This is a genomic window from Colwellia sp. PAMC 21821 (assembly GCF_002077175.1).
In the GTDB taxonomy this organism is placed as follows: Bacteria; Pseudomonadota; Gammaproteobacteria; order Enterobacterales; family Alteromonadaceae; genus Cognaticolwellia.
In genome coordinates this window covers 2,250,631-2,273,860 of sequence record NZ_CP014943.1, presented here as the reverse complement: position 1 = coordinate 2,273,860, position 23,230 = coordinate 2,250,631, and the positions used below count along the sequence as shown (strand labels likewise).

The window sequence follows — 23,230 nt, the reverse complement described above, 5'->3', positions numbered from 1 at the left end:
AAATAATTAATATTTATAATGACAAACGTTCATTTATTAGTATTATGGGCTTATTTAAGCTCGCTTAGCCTTTACTCAAGGTTAGCTTGTTTTTTATCTTTTCTGCCCGGTGTTTCACTAATTGTTTTATTTTAGAAAGTATTACCTTCGTAATCATTGCTAAAAGCCCATAAATTTGTCCCAATGTTAATGAGTTTGCTGATACCGGAGATAAAACACTTTTAACCCAGTTAAACTTTTGAAGTAAGGTTAAATGCTGGCTTAGTATTTTATGGCTGTTATGAGCGGTACCAACCGCGCACTTTGATACGAAAGTGGGGTATTCATGCTTTATTTACTGACGGGACTGTTCGCCTATTTAAATTTGGTCGCTGGCGATACCAACATATATAGTTTAATATAATTTTCGCGCTAGCATGTACATTCTTTATTGCCTATTGTTTACAATAATTCTGAGTTACCTAACAAAAAGGTCTTAGCTAAAATTATTTAGTTACGTAATCACTTTTAATACATAACAATGCAAAGACAAATATTTTATGAAGGGATTTGAAAATTGAGAAGAGATATACAATTTTTAAGGGGTATAGCGGTATTAGTTGTTGTTCTGTATCACAGTAATTTAGGCTTGTTAAATCAAGGGTACCTTGGAGTAGATGTTTTTTTTGTCCTCTCTGGTTTCCTAATTACATCCATTATATTAAAAGGACTAGATAATAACTCTTTTCTCTTTTCAGAGTTTTATTTAAGAAGAGCTAAAAGGCTTCTTCCTGCTTTGTATAGCACGTTATTTTTTACCACTTTACTCTGTTTGATAGTTCTGAATAACAAGCAATGGATTGAATATTTAGATCAACTAATAGGGGCATTGACATTCACTGCCAATATGGTACTTCCTTCACAAGTTGGTTATTTTGAAAATGCATCTGAAGGAAAACCTTTACTGCACATTTGGTCATTATCTTTAGAAGAGCAGTATTATTTTTTACTCCCCATCACACTTTACCTTTTACCCAAAAATTATCGTTTAATTGGTATTACAATACTTACAGTAATAAGTTTATATTGGTGTTTTTCATGGGTATATAGTGAAAACCAAGATGCCCCGTTTTTGTGGAGAATATCCGGTTCATCCAAGTCCGAATGGGCTTTTTATCTTCTTTTTACAAGGGCATGGGAGCTGTTAGGTGGTTCTTTATGTGCTTGGGTAATGTTAAACAAACCTGAGATTGAGGTACCTAAGTTTTTAAAAGTAGTATCATTAATCTTTATTTGCTTTAGTTGCTCTATAAGCATTAATAATGAGCATCCAAGTATTGAGTCAGTTATTGTCGTTATATCAACAATGATAATTTTAATCGGCAAGCAAGATTGGTTACCTAAACATTTTATTATACGTTTTATTGAGAAAGCTGGTGATTGGTCTTACTCCATATACCTAGTACATTGGCCGTTATTTGCTTTTGCCTACTTAAGTTATGTAGGTGATGTGCCAACAAGCACAAAAATAATATTAATAATTTCTTCTATTCTCTTCGGATACATCCAATTTAGGTATGTAGAAACTCCTTTTAGAATTGGAAAATTTAAAAAATTATTTTCTAGTTGGAAGGTAGCAATAATAGCAACAATTATTTTGCTAATGATTCCAGTAACTTCTGCATATACAGTTTCTAATATCGAAAATAAATTCACTCATATCAAAAGAGTTAATCGTGGTTTAAGCAAAGTGTGTAACGGTTCATTTGACGACAATAAAAAATTGTACAGTGCTTGTACTATAGGAGAAGAGCCTAACGTTGTTATATGGGGTGATAGCTATGCGATGCATTTAGTTCCTGGCTTATCAATTAAGAATAAGAAGTTAACGCAAATCACAAAAAATTCTTGTGGCCCTATAGTAGGACTAGCTCCAATAACTAAAGTACATGATTCAGTTTGGGCTAAAAAATGTTTAGAGTTTAATGATCTAGCTTTAGATTATATAAAAAGTCATCAAGGTATTACCCATGTAGTACTTAGCTCCAAATTCAATAACTATTTAAAACCTAACGGATATAATTATTTAACACATAATGGCTTAACTGAAGCAAATTATGAGCTATTAGTAAAATCTTTTAAGAGGACAATTCTAGAGCTAAAGAAAATGGAAATCACACCAATTGTTTTCTCTCCGCTTCCTAAAACTGGTTTTAATGTAGGTGAATGCTTAGAGAGAGAACATGGCCCAGGCATATTATTGAGGGAAAGCTGCAAAGTTGATTATAGTGACTACCGACAGTATCAAAAATTTGTAAATGTTTTTCTAAAAGAAATAGAAAAAGTATCTAAAGTAATTTGGTTACAAGATTATTTATGTGGAGATGAAACATGCGAGGTGTACACAGAAGATACTTTTATATATAGAGATGGTGGGCACTTATCAATTGAAGGATCCATAAAATTACTGAAAGATATAGATTTAATTCAAATCACAATTAGTACTAAATAGAGCAGACATCTGCTCGTTAAGTGACCTAAAGTAATTCATGTAAGTACATTTTCGCAGGTTGGCATAATTAGACATAGCTTAAACTAATATATAACAATTGCTCTAATTATGTCGCCTGCAGGCATAGCCTCTAAATACATAGTGCAAGTTCTCTTTTTACTTAGTTACACATAGCTATTTAAAAGTATGTATTACATGAAAAGTTGTGAGAAGTCTAAACTTAAAATTTATAGGGGAATAAAGTGGTACGAAATACTGTTTTTGATAATGTGAAAATTACAATGATTTTTCTTGTTGTATTTGGTCACCTCATTGAACCACTCATCAATCAAAACGATTTTATAAAAACTATTTATATGTTTATTTACTCTTTTCACATGCCTGTTTTTATTATTTTGGCAGGGGTTTTAACAAAATTAGATATGACTGATGAACAAACGACAAAAAATATAAGAACCTTAATAGTCCCATTTTTAGTTTTCACTATTTTATACGAAATCGTCAATCTAATAAGTAATAAGTCAATAAGTCAATAAGTCAATACACTTTAAACTGGCAGCCGTATTGGATTCTTTGGTTCTTATTTAGTATGTTTATCTGGAAAATTTCCCTTCCAATAATCATGAAGTTTAAATATCCATTATTGATTAGTATCGTAATTTCTTTATCTGCGGGATATATTGGAACTATTGGTTATTTCTTAGGTATTTCTCGAACACTTTATTTTTTCCCATTTTTCATTTTAGGGTATAAATTAGGTTCGGCGTTTCTAACAAATAAGTACCTAATCAAAATTCCAAAAGTGTTTTATTTTGCAATGCTTATATTCAATCTTATAGTTTTTTGGTGGTTTAAAGACTTACCTCATCAATGGTTATTTGGTAGCTTCTCATATGAAAAGCTCGGTAATATGGATTGGTATTCCTTTATTATTCGCTCATTATTATATTTTATTTCGTTTATCTCATCTGTTGCGATTCTAATGCTCATGCCAAATAAAGAGTCTGCATTTACGATACGTGGTCAAAACTCTTTGTTTGTATATGTCTGGCATGGTTTTTTTGTTAAAGTTGCCATTTACATAGGGATAATTCAATTTTTAAGTAATACGTCTAATATCCTTGCATTAATTGCTTTGTTTATTTCGGCTTTACTCTTGACCTTTTTTCTATCAAGCCGAACCGTTGCAACAATAACAAACAGTTTTTTTTTATTGCCGGCACAAACATTCTTGCTAAAAAAGTAATACGCTAATTGAATTTACCTAATATCTGTATGTTGGTTGACGATTTAGGAAAAGCACTGCGGTCAGTGATATTAAATATTAACGTGGCTAAAATATTCCCAAAAAATTTAAACAAAAGAAACATATTGTATATGAAATCAATTACTAACAGAGGTGGTATACATTTATTCCTGATCACCTCGTATGATCAGTTAACAGCTTTATTTTTAGAGCTTAAACGTTCAAATGAAAAACAGGTGTTGCTCGGCAATTCTTACTTGCTAAGTAATTGGTATAACTGCTATTGGCAGAAAAATTGGCAGTTACAGTCGTTCGCTTGTTACCAAGGCGATAACTTAGTTTGTTTAGCGCCATTTTTCATAGAAAAGAGTAAATTATTCCCCTTTACCAAAACATTGCATTTAATCGGCCAAGGTGAACCCGAGTATGCTGAAGCCGCGCTTGAATATTTAGATTGTTTTGTTAAAGAAGGATATGAACAAACAGTTTACCCGTTGCTAGTAAATGAAATTAATAAACTTAATTTTGACCAATGCGTTGTTAAAGCTGTTTTCGCAGACTCCCATATTGCTAAAATATTACCCTATATTAAAGGGGCTTTAACCCAACGCCATTACGCACAATATATTGTTGATAATACACAGTGGCAACTTATACAACTAAGTAAAAATACCCGTTCACGCATTAATCGCTGTAAAAATCAGTTGGCTAAACTTAATTCAACTGTGCGTTGGCTTACTGCTGAAGAATACAATAATGCATGGGAATTATTAAAAAGCTATCACCAACATCGCTGGCACAACAAAGGTAAAACGGGTGCGTTTTCGGCAGCTGAATTTAATGATTTTCATAAGACGTTACGCGATAAAGATAGCGATTCAATAGCCATGAGCGCTGTTTTTATAGATGAACAACCCATTGCTATTCATTACTATTTAGTTATTGATAACACGTATCATTTTTATCAAAGTGGCTGGGACGAAGAAAATTTTGCCAAACTGTCACCGGGGTTGTTTCTGCATTATTGGTCTATAACAAACTGCCCTAAAAAGTATTACGATTTTATGATGGGCGGTTTAAATAATAGTTATAAAGCACAGTTTAATGCGAATGCGCGGGCTATGTTGTCGGTAACCGTTGTTAAAAACCCTGCAAAACTATTGTTAAGCAAAGTGCTTAATAAAGTCAGGCATCTATTTTTTTCACGATTTATGAGTCAATAAATGTTATAAAGCCTTATTACTATCATAATAATTAAAATAAGCTAAAACGCTTATCTTTCTTACAATCACTTTATACAAGCTAAGCATTCCATTCAATGAAAAAACAATTACTCACTAGCTCTCTTTTTCGGTTTCTTGAACGTGGAATTATCGTCGTTACCTCTTTTTTACTAACGCCCTTTTTTATTAATGAACTAGGTAGTACCCACTATGGTTTATGGCTATTAATTTTATCTATATTGGGCTGGTTTAATGTTGTAGATTTAGGCTTTCCTCAAGCAGTACAGCGCCAAATAGTACAAGCCTTAGAGTTAAACGATAAAAAACGTGTAAATGTGATTTTTTCAACCAGCATGGTACTTTTTACTGTTTTAGGCGGTTTTTCTGTATTAGCTTTAATCGGTTTAACCTCAGTACCCGCTATTTTTGGCGTTGAAGGCATAGACCAAATTACATTAATTGATATTTTATTAGTATTGTCGGTTAAAGTGCTTTGGGGCTTTATGATGAACCCTTTTCATGGTATTTTTTCTGGTATGTTGCGGTTCGATATTGATGCAAATATATCGTCGTTAAACGCTATTGTAAAAGCTGTTTTGGTTTTTATTCTCCTGTCAGACATGAACATTTGGGGCGCTGTAGCCGCAACACTTGCTAGTGATGTATTAACCAACACCATAAAAATTTATTATGCTAAACGCTTATTTTCTGATCTTAGGTTTAGCTTTAAACTTGCCAGCAAAAAAGAAATTATTGACTTATTTGCTTACTCAAAACACTTAGTTGTTAACGGTGTTGCTAGTACTGTTGGCACAAAATCTCGTCCGTTAATTATTACCCAATTATTTGATTTATCCTCTTTAGCCTTGGTCAGCATTTCCAGTAATTTAATTATGCATACAGCAGCATTCGTTAGCTCTATTACAGGGGTTTTTTCGCCTTTATTTAATAAAAAAGCTGCCCGTAATGAAAACATGGAAAAGTTATTTATTCAAACAACCAGCATTAATTTATTCTGCTCAACGGTTTTATTTTTGTCATTATTTATTTTTGCGAAAGTGTTTATTCTATTGTGGGTAGGGCAAGAATTTGAATACGCGGTTAATTTATTGTATTTAGCCGTGGTTTCATCTTTGTTTTCTGCTTTTAGCAGTTCTGCGAACACGGTTTTATTTGCGCAGGCAAATCATAAATATATATCGGTTATCACTATCGCCGCTGTAATATTCAACATTACCTTAAGCATTCTTCTAGGATTAAAATATGGTCTAATTGGTTTGGCCATAGGTGGGTTAATTAACAGTATTATTTTTAATGTATTTGCCAAGATATTTCTCTTTAAAAAATATAATAACTTTAATATGCGAGGGCTTTATTGGTGTTTATCAAAGTCTGTATTATTAACTGTTGGTTTGGGTATTGCCGGCAGTAAATTACTAGAGTATTTGGCTGTTAACACTTGGTTAGAGTTTCTCCTATCCGCTACGTTAGCCTTCCCGTTTATTGTAGTTATTTGTTGGGTTTTATTACTTGATAAAGGTATTAAAAAAATACTGCTAAAACATCTAATTGAGCGCTTACCCCCCAAAATTAAGAGCAGGTTTTTAAAAGAAAGATAAATAATAGGACGCGTTATTTTCAGTTAAATATAGAAAACAACGCGATTAAGGTAAGTATTTTTAATAATTTAAGACTTATTTTAATGAATAGGATAAATGGTGAGCAACTCAGTATTTTCCAGCAATTCTTGATTTGTAGCTTTACGATAAAGCGACAACTGAGCAGGGTTAATATATCCTGCTATTTTCTCCAGTTCATTCAACTTTACCCCTTGCTCCAATAAAAAAGTAAGATAGGTATGCTGTAAGTCTTCTAAGCTTATACTATCTGGCTCATTTAGCTCAGCGTCATGGGCACTATTAATGATTAAATGCGAGAGTGCTTCAACAGAATAATCTGCATCAAAAATTCTGTCTTGTGTGCTTTTATACTGTATCACTTGAGCAATGAGTAAACTGGCGCCCTGTGGTACGGCTATATTTCTGACGAACTCCCCGTCAATTTTAAGGGTGTTTTTTTCTAGATCAAAATCTTTTAGCTTAATTTGCAATAACTCTTTAATATTAACGCCACTTAAGACTAACAAAATTAGAAGTTTTCCTTGTTTACTAGAATAAGATAGTAATTTTTGACATTCTGCAGTGCTTAATAACCGAAAGTGCTCAATAGCTACTTTTTGTTCCAGCAGCCCTTGTTCAGCTTCATTTTGAGTTTTGTTTTCAGCCTGATTTACAAGCAACTCTGTCGATTGTTGATTAAGAAGCTGCCTATTATCGCCTCTTTCATTGGGCACCACAGTATAGTTCGTAAAAACGGTTGATGCCTGCTTTTGCCGTACAATAAAACTAAATAAAAACAACGCCAAGAGCGAAATAATAGCCGATACCACCACGCTAATTAAAGAGTCTCTTTTATTATTCGGTGCTATAGGGTAACTAGGCACAAAAGGTTGCTCAAGCACGTTAAACTCGGGATTTACTACTTGCTGCATTTCTTGCGCTAGCAAGTTATTTTTTAAGCTTTGCGCTTGGTTTTCTAACTGCTCCAAGGCAGTATTTAAACGCGCATATTCTTTTAAACTATGATTAAACGTTTGCGCTTGTACACTGAATGTGTCGAGTTGTTCGGTTAATAGACTTACCTTAGCTTTTGCTACCAGTAAATTGTTTTTAGACTCTTCTATAAACATTGTTTGGCTTAATAAGCTTTTTTCTGCCAGCTGATTTTGAAAGTTTAATAACGACTTTTGCATCGATATTATCAGAGGATCTTTCTCCATATATTTTCGGGTGTATTTTTCAGACAGCTCACTGAGTTGATCTTCAAGTGCAGCTATATTTTGACTTATTGAGCCTAGAATTACTTCGTCTTTAGGGTGAATAATCAAGCTATTTTCTTTTTCAGCATACTTAATACGGTTCACGACTTCTTGATGGTTTATATAGTCTTGCTCTGCCGTATGTAGTAATTTTTCAATCGAATTTACTTTATTTAAAATTCTATTTTCGTCACGTTCAAGCGATACAATATTATTATCTTGGCTGAAGGTAACTAACGCTATTTTTTGCTGTGATATTTTTTCCTCTAACGCTGCAAGCATGGCGGTTATTTTTACTATACTGTCAGCATTATTGTTGTTACTTTCAGCACTAAAAGCCTTCAGGTATTCTGCTAACCAGGTAGACAAAATGGGTTTTAATAGCTCCGGTTTATTACCTGTTGCTTTTAAGTTGATAATTTGGCCGCTTTGGAGCTCTGCACTTAGCATTTCATTCAGTAATTGCACATTACTTTGTATACCGTAATTAACCAATATACTGCGATTAACGGCTTTTAATAGTCTATTACTAGTTAGACGTTGCAAGTTCAGTAAACTATCTGCGTTCGGTGTAGCTGAAGCTTGCTCATTAGTTGTCTGCATAGTAGAAAACTGAATAGTAGCTTGGCTCTGAAAAACATTATCTCTGGCCCATACCAAAATTAACGATAATATAAGCACAAATAGGAATGTACCTATGAGTACCTGCCACTTTTTTGCTTGCAGTATTTCATTTTGAATATTGGGTTCTAATGCTGTATTTTGGCTTTGATATACAGGAGATATCACATCTACGCTCCGATCGTACGACACTAGCTATTACTCACGTTTGTGATATTTAATCATCATAAAATCAAGAGTAAGAGGCTTTATTGATAATGTCTATGTTTGGTCTTTGCCCATAATCACATATAACGAAGTTAAATTATAAATTATTGGGTCTCGAGTAAAGTCTGGGTTGTTCACTTTCTAATTTGAAATGTTGGTAAATAGATTAGTTATCATTATACTGATTAAAATATTCAATCAAAGCATTGATTATTCAACGTCTTCATAAAAAGTAATATATTAGGGCTAGTTAATTCATGCTTGTTTCCTCACTGAAATTCATCAACCTAAAACTTTTATTTACGCTGTTGCTGTTTAGCCTTATCGCTTGTGATAATAAAGAAATATCATTACCTATTGCTGAACCGATAAAAATTGAACCAACAAAAAACCAACAACCCATTGCGGTTACCGGTGAAAATTTACACGTATATGCTGGCGAGTTAGTTACACTTTACGGCGAGCAAAGTAAAGATCCTGATGGCGAAATAGCAGGCTATTTATGGCAACAAACATCGGGTAACCCTGTAGTAATAAATACCTTGAGCGAAAGCGACATTAACTTTGTTGCGCCTAATTTTTCTAAAATAACGACACTGAAATTTAATTTAACGGTAATCGATAACCAAGGTAGTACCGCAAGCAGTTTTATAAACGTGACCATTACGCCAGCTTCAGACAACATTTACCCTTTTGCACATACGCAACAAAACTTTAGTGCCGCTAGCGGCTCTACCATAGCGCTTAGTAGTGTTAACAGTTACGACTCTGATGGTAAAATACAGCAATATTTGTGGCAGCAACTTTCAGGCACGAATGTAAGTATTTTATCTCCAAGCAGTAAAGTAACAAACTTTATTGCCCCTGAGGTAGCTGCTGCAGAATCCCTAACATTCTCATTAAAGGTAACTGACAATAAAGGTGCAAGCGCAGAAGATAAGCTAACTGTCACTATTTTACCAAAACCGCCTGCCACTAGCGCTGAAAAAATATTACCTGTGAATTCAAAAAGCCTACACAATGCTAATAATTTAAGCTCTAGTATTTTAAATACGAGTGTTCGATTAACTGCAGATGGCCAGATAGTCCCAAAGGATAATGAACTCGTTACTTTTGGCTTACCCCTAGCGCAAGGTGTGGTTAAAAACACCAGTGAATTAAACGTTTCAATCAATGGTATTGAACAAGCTATATTTGCGAAGCCGGGTTTACAGTGGCATTGGCAAGACAATTCAATTCGCTCAGTTACTATTCAATTACAAAATATTGATATGCGCCATGGCGATATTATTCTTTCGGTTACCAATTTAGGTCGAAATACGCGTAATGATTTAACCGAAATAGCACATAAAAATGGCTGGGCAACGTCAGATGAAACCAAAGCCTATATGCCATACCCTAGAATTTTTGCCCTACATGATACACACTATCTATCACTTTCCGGCTTAATACCGCCATACTTACCTGCGCCCGCAATAGATGATAATTTTGAAAAATACCAGTTAGCACAATTCAACCGTTGGTCTGGTAATTTAAACTTTAGTAAATCCAGTGGTGCAAACTGGTTATTTGATCGATCGTCTGCCTATTTTAAAGTTTATATAACAACAGGTAGGGTAGAGTTTTTAAAAGAAGCATTTCTGAGTAAACAGTTTTATTTTTCTAAGGTCCGTAACGATGACGCTACGCCAGCAAAAGCAGGAGGAAGAGGATGTTGGCTTTGGAAAGGTGTTGCTTGTGCCGATGGTAAATATATAGCACCGCAACAAGCAAAATTGGCTTGGGCTTTAGTAGGTGATAATAGTCAGTGGGATAATTCGTTAATAATTGATATGGCGTTACAAAGTGACTTGGGCTGGAATCAATATGCCAGTAGAGATGCCTATGATAAAGAAAACGAAGGTTTTACAGAGCGTGGTGCAGGTATGGCTGGCTTAGCTGAAATTTCTGCTTATGAAATGACGGGTAGTAGTAAAATACTAGACCATTTGACCCAACGAATAGCTTCGCTCGCCGATATGCAGCAAACAGTAAAGCCTTGGGATTTAGCAAATAATTGGCGGCCTAAGTCTGGCGGCTTCGAACATAGTTATAATGTTCATGAGGGTAATAATAGCGAAAAAAGTGCACCTTTAAGCAATGCAAATGATCGTGCTTTTTCGCCATGGATGAGTGAAAATATTAGCGATTTTTTATGGCAAAGTTATTGGGTAACTAAGAATAAACAAATTCCTGAAATGCTGCGAAGGCTAGGTAATGCCGTTGAGGAACATGGTTTTACCTCTCGTTATATGGGTAATAACCAATACCAGCGAAAGTCTGCTTTTAGTAAAGCTAAGCAAACTCACACAAAAAGCTGCAATAAAACAGCAAAAGAAACTGATTTAGTTTATTTTGCCAGTAAATGGGCTGATGATAAAACCATTACGAGTAATAACTTTTGGCCATACTATTCTGACACGCATAACATTGAAACAGTGCTCGTTTTAGCAACCGCTTATTATTTTGAGCCTGACGCCCAAAAGCAATTAAAATTAGCGTCGCGTATTGATAAGTTAATTGAAGGATGGGCGCATGTTCAATGTGCTGACGTTTTTTCAAATGTTTATCGTTTATTTAATTGGCAGCATAGATCAAATTCAATCAGAACATGGCAGTGGGTAAAAGAAAATGCTCTTCATAACTTAATACCGACGAAAGTAACTGAAATAATCCCAGAAAATAGCCAAGTTCCCGTAAAGCAGTCCGTTTTTTACCAACTCACAAAAGTATTTACGTCTACTCATTCTTCATACAGTAAACTATCGTTTTCAGATGTTACCGAAAAGGCTATAAATTACGGACCAATTGCCCATCAACCTTTCTGGATAGGAATGCCTGATGTAAATAATGATGGATGTTTAGACTTATTTGTTGGCACACATAATGACAACGCGGGAAGTAGCCAGATGTGGTTGCATGAAACGTTAAATGGTCACTGTAAGAACACTTTTTCATATTATTCCAATGTTGAAGGTAAGTATTCACAGAAAAGTAGTGGTCGAATTACGTCTCGTTATATATTTAGTAATATTACTGGCAAGAAGTCGGGATTACCGGACTTCTTTGGTTCGGATGCCGATGGAGGTAATTCGGTGATATACCCTCTTTTGAGTAGCATAGCAGTTGGATCTCCACCCGTTTATAAAAGTGAAGTGACTGGATGTAGAGGAGGTAAGAACAGATGCACTGCATTAGATATAAATGGCGACGGTAAAATAGAGCTTATAGCCTCTGCAACGGCTTCTCCTCTTCGAAGGCGCATATATGATCCCATAACTAATAGCACTATAATTCCAGAGTTGCTGAACGATATATCACCTGGCTTTAAATCGAGTTCTTATTTAGTCGCTGATGTTGACGGTGACTCTTGGCCTGATATTGTCAGTGGAGAAGCCTACGGATATTGGCGATATAACCCAATTGCTCGTGATTTCGATGCCTTTAATTATGCTTTTACAAGCACAAAACAAGATTTCATTCGAAGTAAAAGAGGACCAACAAGCAATATGCAAGTATCGCTTGATTACGATAATGACGGTGATATGGATGTATTATTTGGCAGCGGACAATGGGGACCTAAAGTTAAAGATAAAGAATTTTATCTATCTTTACAGAGAAATAATGGTAATGGTACCTTTACTAATGTTACCGAAAAAGCAGGTGGTGGCTCGTGGACAGATGGTTCTTTAAGAAATACCACCTACTGGACAACTTACGCAGGTATATACCCTGGTGACTTTGATAATGACGGCTTCATAGATTTTATGACTATGTCTCAAAGCTATAAAAATAGCCCTCGATTTTTTAAAAACAATGGCGATGGTACGTTTACTACAATCAAAAATTTAATTAAAAATGGTGGTGCGGGTGTAGACGTTTTTCGCCCATGGGGAAATATTGCTGACTGGAATAACGATGGTTTTTTAGATGTAGCTATTTTAAGTAATGGTATTGGTGATGTTAAAGGGTTACGCTTATACAAAAACAATGCCAATGCAAACCATTGGCTTAAGCTAAGGGCAAGAGGCTTAAATCAAAATACGGATGGTTATCATACTAAGTTTATTATTAAAGACTCTGCTTCAAAACAAATTTTAGCTACTCGCTATCTCGGTAACTACAACGTAACCGACGCTCGATTTATCGCACATGCAGGTCTAGGTGATGCAACCTTGGTCGATTTAGTGGTAGAATTTCCGCATAACGGTCCTACTTATAATTATTCAAAGCTTTCTGTGGACATGGAGCTTGTTGCATATAGGGATGGTTGCTTACTAAAAGCCTGGTCGCCAGGCAAAGGTTGGCCAATAGAAAGCAGTAAACAGCAATGCATAATACCTGATTAAAACTGCCATAAATCATAACAAAAAATTGATAACTTCAGTCAGATAAATATGACTTACAAAAAATAAATAGAATTACGGATTTTTAAATAATTATGGTACATACTTTCCCGACCCAAGAAAAAAATGCAACTTTAGCATTTTTCTTTCTGGTGCTTTACACCATTGCTGTATTAATTCGCCCGCATGAATTTAGTTATGAAACTTCAAAATATATAGTGATCAAGGTTTTTGCAATTCTTGCCTTTCTATTTACCTTAACGTCATTAAGGCCGATCACAATATTGCCTCAACATTATATGTTATTGGGATTTACACCGTTAATTATGATTTCAGCATTTTTAAATGGCTGGGGCATGGGAGGCATTGAGGAAGCCCAAAAGTTTTTTGTGGCTTCAATTATCCCATTTTTCTTGTATAGCAGTTTAATTACTTCTATTTCTCGACAAAAATTACTGATGTATGTATCAATAGCTGCCGCTTTAATTATGGTATACAACGGTTACATTCAACAGCAATCTTTTGATGGTACGTTTGGGTACGGTTTAGGTGACTCATTTTCCGTAGGTAGATCTGAAATGCGGATTACTTATTTAGGTTTTTTTGGTGATCCTAACGATTTAGGTATGTTTTTAGTTATGAATATTGCATTTTTAGCTTACTTTTACAGTGAAAAAGGCGCATTAAATAAAGTAATAATGCCCTTAATATTTGCTTTGCTTTGCTACGGTGTTTGGATGACCGGCTCAAGAGGCACTTTGCTAGGAGTAATTGGCGTAATTTGCAGTTATTATATGATTAAAAAGGCTGGAGCAAGATTAATATTATTTGCCATAATTATGGCACCTATAGTTGCCACTTTATTAGCCAAGTTTGGCGGTATGTCTTCCTCAGAGTCGTCTGCAAACGGTCGATTAGAGGCCTGGTATTCTGGCATACTTATGCTATTAAACAATCCAATATTTGGGGTTGGCAAAGGTAATTTCATGGACCATCATGAACTTGTTGCACATAATTCTTATATACATGTTGCAGGTGAGATGGGCATTCCCGGGTATTCACTTTGGGCCGGCGTTATAATACTTTGTATGCTAGCTTCCTATAAGGTGATAAAAGAGTTTGCCAATTTACCCGGTGATGATATTAGCGATGAATCTAAAATAGCTTACGCTGCTGAAGTAAAAATAAATCAGGCATTATTCTTTTCAATGTTAGGCTTTATGATCACGGCCTTCTTTTTAAGTCGCCAATTCACTTTATTACTCTTTATATTTTTAGGTATGTTAACGGCAAGCCACATTAGATTGTTTACGTTAAGGCCTGAACTAAAAATGCTTTTTTGCAAGGACATGGTTATTAAGTCTATGCTTTATTGTTGGGTAATTATAGTTGCTGTTTATATGGCATTAAAAGTAGGATTATAATAGTGAAACATGCAATGAAAAAGTGTGTGAAGTTTATTAAAAAAGTTACTTTATGTTGACGGCAAACCCCATGAGATTTTATTACATGGATGCTATGCGAAGTGTTCTAATGATGTTGGGCATTTTTATTCACTCATCACAAGTGTACAGCCCCAATAAAAACTGGCTGGTTTTTAGTGATACTACACACCCATTTTTTAGTTATTTTATTACTTTTATACACTCATTTCGAATGCCTGCTTTTTTTATTATCTCAGGTTTTTTCTGCTTAATGATGTTGCAACGACAAACTGTTAGAGCCTTTATCAGTAGTAAATTACAGCGTATTCTCGTGCCCTTATTAGTCACAATATTTATACTTAACTTATTACAAAGCTTTATACTCAGTACTGTTAATCAACAGTTGTTTTCTTTCTATGACTTTTTTATATCAGGCAATTGGTTATCGCACCTGTGGTTTCTGATTAATTTACTTCTGTATTTTCTCGTATCAGGGATTGTCTGTTACCTTTTTAGTGATTCAATAAAAAAAATCTGTCACAAATTTACAGTACTTGAAAAGCCCCCCATTGAAATATTGATGTTGTTATTGCCTTTATGCTCTATTGCTATTGTTGGGCTAAATAAAATAGGCTTTCCTTTATATTCAACGTATTTTAATGCCATTGATATGTACCAAGTAATATCATATTTACCTTATTTTATTTTTGGTGTTTTACTTTTTAATTCTCCAAAGTTATTAGAAAAATTTAGCTCAGCTAACATTTTCTCTTTATTTACTCTTTTAACTATCGCATACACACTAAGATTTGTAGTTAATTTTGACAGCCTATTTATTAATGATTTATTAAGAGTTTATTCGCAAAGTTTAATCGCATGGCTATCTTCATCTATAATATTTAAAATATTTTATTTATTTGCGAATACGCCATCCAAAATGTGGTTATTTCTTTCAAATTCATCATATAGTGTTTATTTATTTCATAATATAATAGTCGTACTGATAGCCTTGATATTAGTGAAGTACGATATAGATCTATTCCTAGGCTTTGTAATACTTATTACATCTACGATTACCATTACACTTGTTATTCATATGAGAGTTGTCTTAAAATTCAAGCTAATGCAGCTCTTATTTAACGGAAAATAAATAGCCCCTAAATAAAAACTGTAAATATTAATAGTACGATCTTGTTAGTAGCAAATGTTAATAACACACCTGGTGTATTAGACGAAAAAATTTGTGGTAAATTAATAAAAATTCGCGATAAAATCTCTGCAGTGCTGGCATTAAAATTTATACACAAACAGCGTTGAGATACAAATCACATCAAGCAATATGACCAAAACTTTACCCAGAAAGATGATAAACGCCAACTTATTGAGTCACTATTAATTAACTAATTTGAACAGTAAAGTTATTTTGGCAAAGTTTTAATTGCTGTTACAATGTTTTTATATTGTTTCATTTTTCAATGGGCTAAATGTTTAATGCGAAATAAAATTAGCTATTTCATTCGATCTAAGCTGTTACCTGACAGTGTTTTTTTGATCGATGGAGGAAAAAAATCAAAAACACTTTATTTAACTTTTGACGATGGACCTGTTCAAGGTATAACTGTTGAACTTCTCAATTTATTAGATGAATTTCAGGTAAAAGCTACATTTTTTATCTTGGGTAGATGTGCTAAAAGTCATCCGGAAATAATTAAAGCCATACATAGTCGTGGCCACACATTGGCAAATCACTCATATAACCATCCTCCATTTCATAAGATATCATTGAAGCAACAACTGACTGAGATTTTTACTACCAACAAAGTACTAAATGAAATTACTAACGAAAATTGTGTTTTATTTCGTGCGCCTCAGGGCAGGTGGAATATAAAGTTACTCTTTCAATTATTTCGATTAAAAATTACCGCGGTACACTGGAGTCGAGATTCAATGGATTTTCGCAAAGAACAGCCGAGCGATATTGTTAAGCGTTTTGTTGACGATCCCATTAAGGCGGGTGATATAGTTCTATTTCATGATGATGACCCTCGTTGTATTCAAGCACTGAGAACTTTAATTCCTTTATGGCAGTCACAAGGGTTTAATCTTAAGGCACTAGATAACAAGCACTATTAAGCATATTATTTCGTCATAGTACTGTTACAGACTTATAAGGTGTAATTTAGCCGAGATAGTTTAAAGGCTTGACGCAACCAGATAATAGTATCCACATATATGTTGAGATTTTTTAAATAATTAGGTTGGAAAAACAATTGAGTTTGGTCGTTACCACTAATTCTTACCGCTAACTTCATTGATACTGTATGTCTGATGATTTAATTATGCAATTCGTGCTTGATTGACATAAAACCTACAATAGCCGATTTTAACACTTTTTTTTAATTTTGGGCTATGGCTTATGACTTTGATGGACTAAATCCCTCAGGCTTTAGCCCATCAAATTATGAGTATAAATACCACTTTAAAGATGAGGGCATTGCAAATTAATCTTATACTTAACTGTGCTAATAGCTTTATATAAGCGATAACAATTAGTGCTTTTTTATTGATGATACACTCACGTCATTATAATGTGAGTGTATCATCAATAAAAGTGTTACTTTCATATACTTAATTTGTTAAATTCAATCGATTAACGCTACTTTAAATAACAGGAAGTTTTCTACTGATGTATACCTCAATTTTTCGTCATTTTTTAATGCCGACATATGAACTTGTTAAAGGTAAAAACCTTGTTGAGCATATCACCAATTATGAAGAACATTTAACTTGGTCTCCTGAAGCGTTAAAACAACATCAGTGGCGTGAGCTACAAAAACTACTTGAACATGCATTTAAACATACCAGCTTCTATCCATCGCATTGGGCAAAATTTGGGATACATTCCATTGCTGACATTAACTCTATGTCGGACTTTGCTAAGTTACCATTAATTACTAAGAATGATATTACTGAACATTACCAAGCCATTGTCGCAACTAACGCTGAACAGAACATTAAAAAAGCGACTGGTGGCTCTACCGGACAACCATTTCGTTTTGAGCTTGATGTTGAAAGCAATACACGCCGAGAAGCTATTATGTGGCGCGGTTATGGTTGGTTAGGCGCAGGTTTAGGGCAAAAAACGCTATACCTTTGGGGCGCTGACATTGGTCAACCAACATTGCTAAAAAGTATAAAAAACAGGTTGTACCATCGATTTTATAATAGAAAAATGCTTAACTCTTTTGCCATGAACACGAGTAACATGCATACCTATATTGATGAAATAAATAGCTATAAACCCACTGCAATGGTTTCCTATGTGAACCCTTTATATGAATTAGCTCGATATATTATTGAACAAAAAATATCGGTATTTTCTCCTAAAACAATGCTTACGGGCGCCGAGCCATTGCATGATTTTCAAAGAGAAGTTATCGAAAAAGCTTTTAATTGTGAAGTTTATGACACTTTTGGTTGCCGTGAATTTATGCTTATGTCGGCAGAGTGCCAAGAAAACAAAAACCTCCATATTAATAGTGACCACTTAGTAGTAGAAACTGTTGATGATGCAGGGCAATCGATAACCGGCGAGTCTGGCGATTTGGTTGTTACCGATTTATATAATTATGGTATGCCATTAATTCGCTATGTTAATGGTGACAGAGCCACGCTAATAAGCGAGCCTTGCGGGTGTAATAATCCTTTGCCTATTATGAGCAGCATTGATGGTCGTAAACTTGATATTATTAAAACGGCGTCGGGTAAATCAATTCCTGGTGAGCTTTTTCCACATTTATTTAAAGAATTTAACGGCATTGATAAATTTCAAGTTAGGCAAAGCGAAATATCTAGCTTACAGATTTTATTGATTACCAATAAGCATTTTACTGAACAAAACCAAAATGACATAGCCAAAGAGATAAACAAGTACGCTGAAAACGAGTTACAGCTCATTTTTAAGTTGGTTGATGACATACCGTTAACCGTTAGTGGCAAGCACAGAGTAACTATTTGTGAAGTCTGATATCAATAAACCATCGTTGGTCATAATCACTAATTTATATCCTTTACCATGGGAGCCCAATCGAGCAACATTCAACCGACAACAATTTGCTCAACTCGATGATGACTTTAATAAAAGTGTTTTGGTGCCTATTGCCTTTCCTGATTGGTTTGCACATAGAAAAGATATTAAACAAACAGAGCACTTACGATACGTGCCGTATTTTTACCTGCCGAAATTTGGTCGCCGATTTTATAGCGCCATGATGTTTGTCTCTATCATGCTGCACTCTGGTTTATGGTTGCAGCGTAAAAAACCCAAAAAAATATTAGCTAGTTGGGCTTTTCCTGAAGCCGTAGCGGCGAGTTGGATCAGTAAACTATTTAAGTGTGACTTTTATTTTAAGGTCCATGGTAGTGACATTAACCTCCATGGCAAAATACCCGCACGCGCTAAGCAAATAGTTAATGCCAGTAAAAGAGCTTTAGGTATTTTGTCAGTTTCGCAAGCCCTTGCCGATGAAATGATAGCGATGGGTATAAACAAAGATAAAATACATGTTATTTACAACGGCGTTGATCACCAAAAGTTTCAAGTTCAGCATGCGGTATCTAACAACAAACCTGATAATTATATTTTATATGTTGGCAATTTAAAAAAAGAAAAAGGGGTAATTGAGCTACTTAAAGGCTTTGCTGCAATAAGTGAAAAACACCCTACCCTTAAATTGTTATATGCTGGGCCGGGTAATTTACGTAATGAAATTTCCAGCCAAGCAGAAAAATTATCGATAAGTAACCAAGTAGTTTTATTAGGTGGTGTTGATCACAACCAATTACCTGAACTTATTAGCCAAGCCCGTGTATTAGCATTGCCGAGTTATAACGAAGGCGTACCTAATGTAGTACTTGAAGCCATGGCTTGCGGTACACCTGTTTTGGTCAGTAATGTTGGTGGTATTCCTGAAGTTGTTAATGAAAGTATTTGTGGCAAGGTAATTTCAGCCAGAAGTGACTCGGCCGTAGCAAAAGGCTTGGATTATATTTTATCACGAGAATGGGATCAGGTAAAAATACAACAACATAGCCAACAATTTACGTGGGGAAATAACAAACATCAACTGCTTAAAATCTTAATGAATGTTGACACTCAAGGGTATGATTCTTAATTGTTACTGTTACAATGTAATTATACCCAAGTAATGGAACTATGATTTAATGCTCGTTGTATTAAAATATCTTCTTAGGGCGATTAAATTGTCCGAACGGTTATTTTTATTGAGCAAAAATCAACAAGAAAAAGTACTTTATTTAACCTTTAACGACGGGCCTGTTCCCGGCGTTATCGAGCCTTTATTAGATTTACTCGATAAATATCAAATTAAAGTGACATTTTTTATATTGGGTAGTCGAGCAGAAAAAATTTAGATTTACTTAATGAGATACATGATCGCGCTCACACCATCGCATATCACTCTTATAGTCATCCTGAATTTCATGAAATGTCAGGTGCTAAAAAATGAAAATTAATACAATTATTGAAAAAGTTACAGACAAACCTTGTACATTATTTAGAGCACCTCAAGGACGTTAGGATATGCACTTAATATTAACACTGTTATTGAAAAAAATAACGGCTGTGCACTGGAGTCGAGATTCAAACGACTATTTAGAACAGCCTGCCAATAAAATTGCTGAACGTTTAATAGAAAACCCTATTAAACTTGGTGATATTACTCTATTACATGACGACGAATGCTGCATTGATGCACTTGACATACTAATTCCGCAATGCCTTGAACAAGGTTATAGCTTTAAAGCGCTGGAGAATAAATACTAGTGAACATATTATTTCATCATAGAACCCGTGGACGAGGCGCTGAAGGCGTGCATATCCGTGGGGTGGTTAAAGGCTTACGGCAGTTAAATAATAATGTCGACATTTTGTCTTTACCGGGGGCTGAGCCTGAAGCTGAAGAAGTAAGCGCGAGCACTGAGCAAGTTCAGCAAGCGCCGACCCGAAAAAGTAGCTTTTCACTACTTTCTGATCTTACTAAACATGTACCAGAGTTTGTTTTCGAAATTTTTGAGCTTGCGTTTAATTTAATTGCCGTCATTCGTTTACGTAGAACCGTTAAAGAAAAAAAAATTACTCTTATTTACGAGCGTTATTCTTTATTTATGTTTTCCAGTGTTTGGTGGGCAAAAAGGCATAATTTACCTATAGTGTTAGAAATTAACGACTCTTGCCAAGTTCAACGTGTGCGTTTATTAACCTTTAAAAAGCTAGCAGAAAAAATAGAAGGCTGGATTTTTAAAAACGCTACTGGACTGGTATTTATTTCAACACGTTTTAAGGAAGTGGCAGAACAAGCTTATGGCGAAATTGCACCTTCTGTTGTGTCGCCTAATGGCGCAGACTTAGACAAGTTTATTATTGATGAAACTTCAGGCTCAGCGTTAAGAAGTAAACTCGGCATTGAAGACAAAATCGTATTGGGTTATGTAGGTGCATTTGTTCATTGGCATGGTATTGACTGGTTTGTTGATTTAGCCTGCCAACGATTGAAAGACACACCAGAATTAGTATTATTACTCGTAGGCGATGGTGTCGCTTTTGAGGGCATTAGAAATAGGGTTATTGAAGCAGGTGTTGAATCGCAAGTTATTTTACCTGGTAAAGTGCCGCATCATGAAGTTTCATCCTTTTTGTCAGCCATGGATCTAGGTATATTACCCGATTCAAATGACTATGGCTCGCCAATGAAGCTATTTGAATTTATGGCTATGGGCAAAGGCATGATTGCCCCAGACTTTAGCCCTATTGCCGAAGTTGTTCAAGACAATGAAACAAGCTGGTTATTTCCTGCCGGCGATAAACAAGCCTGCATAGACAAGGTTTTCGAAATTGTTAATGACAGAAAAGCGCATAAAGCCGTAGGAGCAAATGCTCGTGCTTATATTGAAAGAGAGCGCCAATGGAAACATAACGCTGCGCAGTTATTGTCGCTAGTTAAACGAGATAATAATTAAGATGCGTGATTTAAAGGCTGATTTAAAAAGAAAACAACAAATTTTTGCTGATGACGGTGCACATGTAAGTATGCTTAGAATTTGCATGGCTGACGGTACAAGCGCTAATGTGCTTTATAGGTGTATGCGATGGTGTGCAACCCACCGACTTGGCTTGTTAGCTTACTTTTTTCAATGGGCTAATAAATTTTTAAATGGTTGCGTTATTGGTAGTGGCGCTGATTTTGCTGCTGGCTTTGTTATTATGCACCCTGTTGGTATCGTTATTAATTCCAAAGTGGTTGGCGGTCATAATATTACCCTAGAAAGCGGCGTAGTTATTGGCGATGAAAAAGGCCAATCTCCTATTCTAGCTAACAATATATTTGTTGGTGCAGGTGCGAAAATTATTGGCGCGTTAACCGTAGCCGACGATGTAAAAATCGGCGCTAATGCTGTACTGACAAAAAATGCAAATAAAGGCGCAACTATGTTGGGTATACCCGCTAAGCCGTATGAGAAAAAAAATACCGGAGCAAACATTTAATGGAAGCGTTATTTTGGGTTTGCGTCGCAATTATTGTTTATAGTTATTTTATTTATCCGTTAGTTTTGTTTACTTTTAGTGGCATTGCACAGGCCTTTAGCGATACCAAGTATTTATGGCGCAGACGCCAACGTCGCACGTTAGAGGTAGAAGATTATCCTGCAGTTTCCATTATTATTGCTGCCTATAATGAAGAGTCTTGTATCAAAGCCCGAGTAGAGAACCTATTAACCCTAGATTATCCAAAAGAAAAGCTAACGTTATTGATTGGTTCAGATGGTAGTAGTGATAAAACGGCTGAAATATTATCAGCATTTGACAGTGATAATTTACAAATACATATTTTTACAGAAAACCGCGGAAAAATGAGTGTTTTAAATGACTTGGTTGAAAAAACAGCTGACGAAATTATCATATTTTCTGACGCTAATACACACTTTCAGTCGGATACAATCCAACAATTAACTCGGCACTTTGACAACGATAACATTGGCGCAGTGTGTGGTGAACTTCACTTAGTTGATGGCGACACAGGTGACAATAAAGACAATGTATATTGGCGTTATGAGCAAGTGTTAAAATTCCATGAATCTAGGCTGAATGCATTGCAAGGTGCCAATGGCGCTATTTATGCTATTAGAAAGTCACTTTTTATTCCATTACCGGCTAATACTATTGTTGATGACTTTCAAATTGCGATGAATGTGGCTAAGCAAGGCTTTCGATTGGTTTATGACCCTGAAGCTATTGCTATTGAAGAAATTGCGCCTAATCTTACCGAAGAAGAAGGTAGAAGAGTGCGTATTGGTTTAGGTAACTATCAAGCTTTTTTCAAGATGTCTTGGGCTTTAAATCCCTTATTAGGGTGGCGTTTTATTGCATATATTAGCCACAAGGTATGCCGCTGGTTTGTACCACACTTGATGTTGTTAGCACTAATTACCAATGTTATGCTACTCGATAGTATTTTTTATCAGGTTATACTGGTTGGACAAGTAGTTTTTTATTTTATGGCATTTTATGGCATAAAAAGACAAGCAAAGGGTAAAAAAACTTCCACGCTAATAGCACTTTTAGCATTTTTTGTAGCAATGAACCTGGCATTAATGCGCGGATTTATTAAATATTTTAGTTCCAACGTTCAAGGAACTTGGCAAAGGACAACTCGCTAGTGATCATTTTATTTTTCTT

17 protein-coding genes are annotated in these 23,230 nt (G+C 35.1%); 16 read left to right on the top strand and 1 reads right to left on the bottom strand.

The genetic code is table 11. From position 1 onward, the window contains the following. The first annotated feature begins 556 nt into the window (after window positions 1-556). From A3Q33_RS09730 to A3Q33_RS09710, 5 genes are all read left to right on the top strand, one after another. Window positions 557-2,491, top strand: a complete 1,935-nt coding sequence (locus A3Q33_RS09730) for an acyltransferase family protein (protein ID WP_081179760.1) — start codon at window positions 557-559, stop codon at window positions 2,489-2,491. Between the two features lie 281 nt (window positions 2,492-2,772). Next, a complete protein-coding gene (locus A3Q33_RS21030) occupies window positions 2,773-3,027 on the top strand; it encodes an acyltransferase family protein (protein ID WP_353615525.1) in 255 nt (84 codons plus the stop codon). A gap of 53 nt (window positions 3,028-3,080) precedes the next feature. After that, on the top strand, window positions 3,081-3,737 hold the full coding sequence (locus tag A3Q33_RS09720; RefSeq protein WP_155866745.1) for an acyltransferase family protein: 657 nt from the start codon (window positions 3,081-3,083) through the stop codon (window positions 3,735-3,737). A gap of 131 nt (window positions 3,738-3,868) precedes the next feature. After that, window positions 3,869-4,960, top strand: coding sequence for a GNAT family N-acetyltransferase (locus A3Q33_RS09715; RefSeq protein WP_081182491.1), 1,092 nt, complete (start codon window positions 3,869-3,871; stop codon window positions 4,958-4,960). Window positions 4,961-5,055: 95 nt separating this feature from the next. Then, window positions 5,056-6,579: an oligosaccharide flippase family protein gene (locus A3Q33_RS09710; protein WP_081179757.1), complete on the top strand. Its 1,524-nt coding sequence runs from the start codon at window positions 5,056-5,058 to the stop codon at window positions 6,577-6,579. Window positions 6,580-6,659: 80 nt separating this feature from the next. On the opposite strand, the gene A3Q33_RS09705 is transcribed toward A3Q33_RS09710, so the two are convergent. Next, window positions 6,660-8,627: a tyrosine-type recombinase/integrase gene (locus tag A3Q33_RS09705; RefSeq protein WP_081179756.1), complete on the bottom strand. Its 1,968-nt coding sequence runs from the start codon at window positions 8,625-8,627 to the stop codon at window positions 6,660-6,662. Between the two features lie 296 nt (window positions 8,628-8,923). Between A3Q33_RS09705 and A3Q33_RS09700 the strand changes: the two genes are divergently transcribed. From A3Q33_RS09700 to A3Q33_RS09650, 11 genes are all read left to right on the top strand, one after another. Beyond that, window positions 8,924-13,054, top strand: coding sequence for an FG-GAP repeat domain-containing protein (locus A3Q33_RS09700; protein ID WP_081179755.1), 4,131 nt, complete (start codon window positions 8,924-8,926; stop codon window positions 13,052-13,054). A 92-nt stretch (window positions 13,055-13,146) separates the two neighbouring features. Beyond that, entirely contained in the window at window positions 13,147-14,475 is a 1,329-nt protein-coding gene (locus A3Q33_RS09695; protein ID WP_081179754.1) for an O-antigen ligase family protein, read from the top strand. Between the two features lie 52 nt (window positions 14,476-14,527). Further along, the gene (locus tag A3Q33_RS21025) at window positions 14,528-15,625 is read left to right on the top strand and encodes an acyltransferase family protein (protein WP_081179753.1); all 1,098 of its coding nucleotides are present in this window, start codon (window positions 14,528-14,530) and stop codon (window positions 15,623-15,625) included. 341 nt (window positions 15,626-15,966) lie between these two features. Continuing rightward, window positions 15,967-16,608, top strand: a complete 642-nt coding sequence (locus A3Q33_RS09685; RefSeq protein ID WP_081182488.1) for a polysaccharide deacetylase family protein — start codon at window positions 15,967-15,969, stop codon at window positions 16,606-16,608. A 553-nt stretch (window positions 16,609-17,161) separates the two neighbouring features. Beyond that, on the top strand, window positions 17,162-18,502 hold the full coding sequence (locus tag A3Q33_RS09680) for a phenylacetate--CoA ligase family protein (RefSeq protein WP_081179752.1): 1,341 nt from the start codon (window positions 17,162-17,164) through the stop codon (window positions 18,500-18,502). After that, window positions 18,492-19,649, top strand: coding sequence for a glycosyltransferase (locus tag A3Q33_RS09675; RefSeq protein WP_081179751.1), 1,158 nt, complete (start codon window positions 18,492-18,494; stop codon window positions 19,647-19,649). Before A3Q33_RS09680 ends, A3Q33_RS09675 begins: the two co-directional genes overlap by 11 nt. An 88-nt stretch (window positions 19,650-19,737) precedes the next feature. Next, window positions 19,738-19,908: a polysaccharide deacetylase family protein gene (locus A3Q33_RS09670; RefSeq protein WP_196798077.1), complete on the top strand. Its 171-nt coding sequence runs from the start codon at window positions 19,738-19,740 to the stop codon at window positions 19,906-19,908. Between the two features lie 169 nt (window positions 19,909-20,077). Further along, entirely contained in the window at window positions 20,078-20,320 is a 243-nt protein-coding gene (locus A3Q33_RS09665; protein WP_081179749.1) for a polysaccharide deacetylase family protein, read from the top strand. Continuing rightward, window positions 20,320-21,513 (top strand): glycosyltransferase family 4 protein, encoded by a 1,194-nt coding sequence (locus tag A3Q33_RS09660; RefSeq protein ID WP_231295823.1) that lies wholly within the window; start codon window positions 20,320-20,322, stop codon window positions 21,511-21,513. Before A3Q33_RS09665 ends, A3Q33_RS09660 begins: the two co-directional genes overlap by 1 nt. Window position 21,514: 1 nt before the next feature. Beyond that, window positions 21,515-22,039, top strand: coding sequence for a serine O-acetyltransferase (locus A3Q33_RS09655; protein WP_081179748.1), 525 nt, complete (start codon window positions 21,515-21,517; stop codon window positions 22,037-22,039). Next, window positions 22,039-23,211 (top strand): glycosyltransferase family 2 protein, encoded by a 1,173-nt coding sequence (locus A3Q33_RS09650; RefSeq protein ID WP_081179747.1) that lies wholly within the window; start codon window positions 22,039-22,041, stop codon window positions 23,209-23,211. Before A3Q33_RS09655 ends, A3Q33_RS09650 begins: the two co-directional genes overlap by 1 nt. Window positions 23,212-23,230 lie beyond the last annotated feature (19 nt).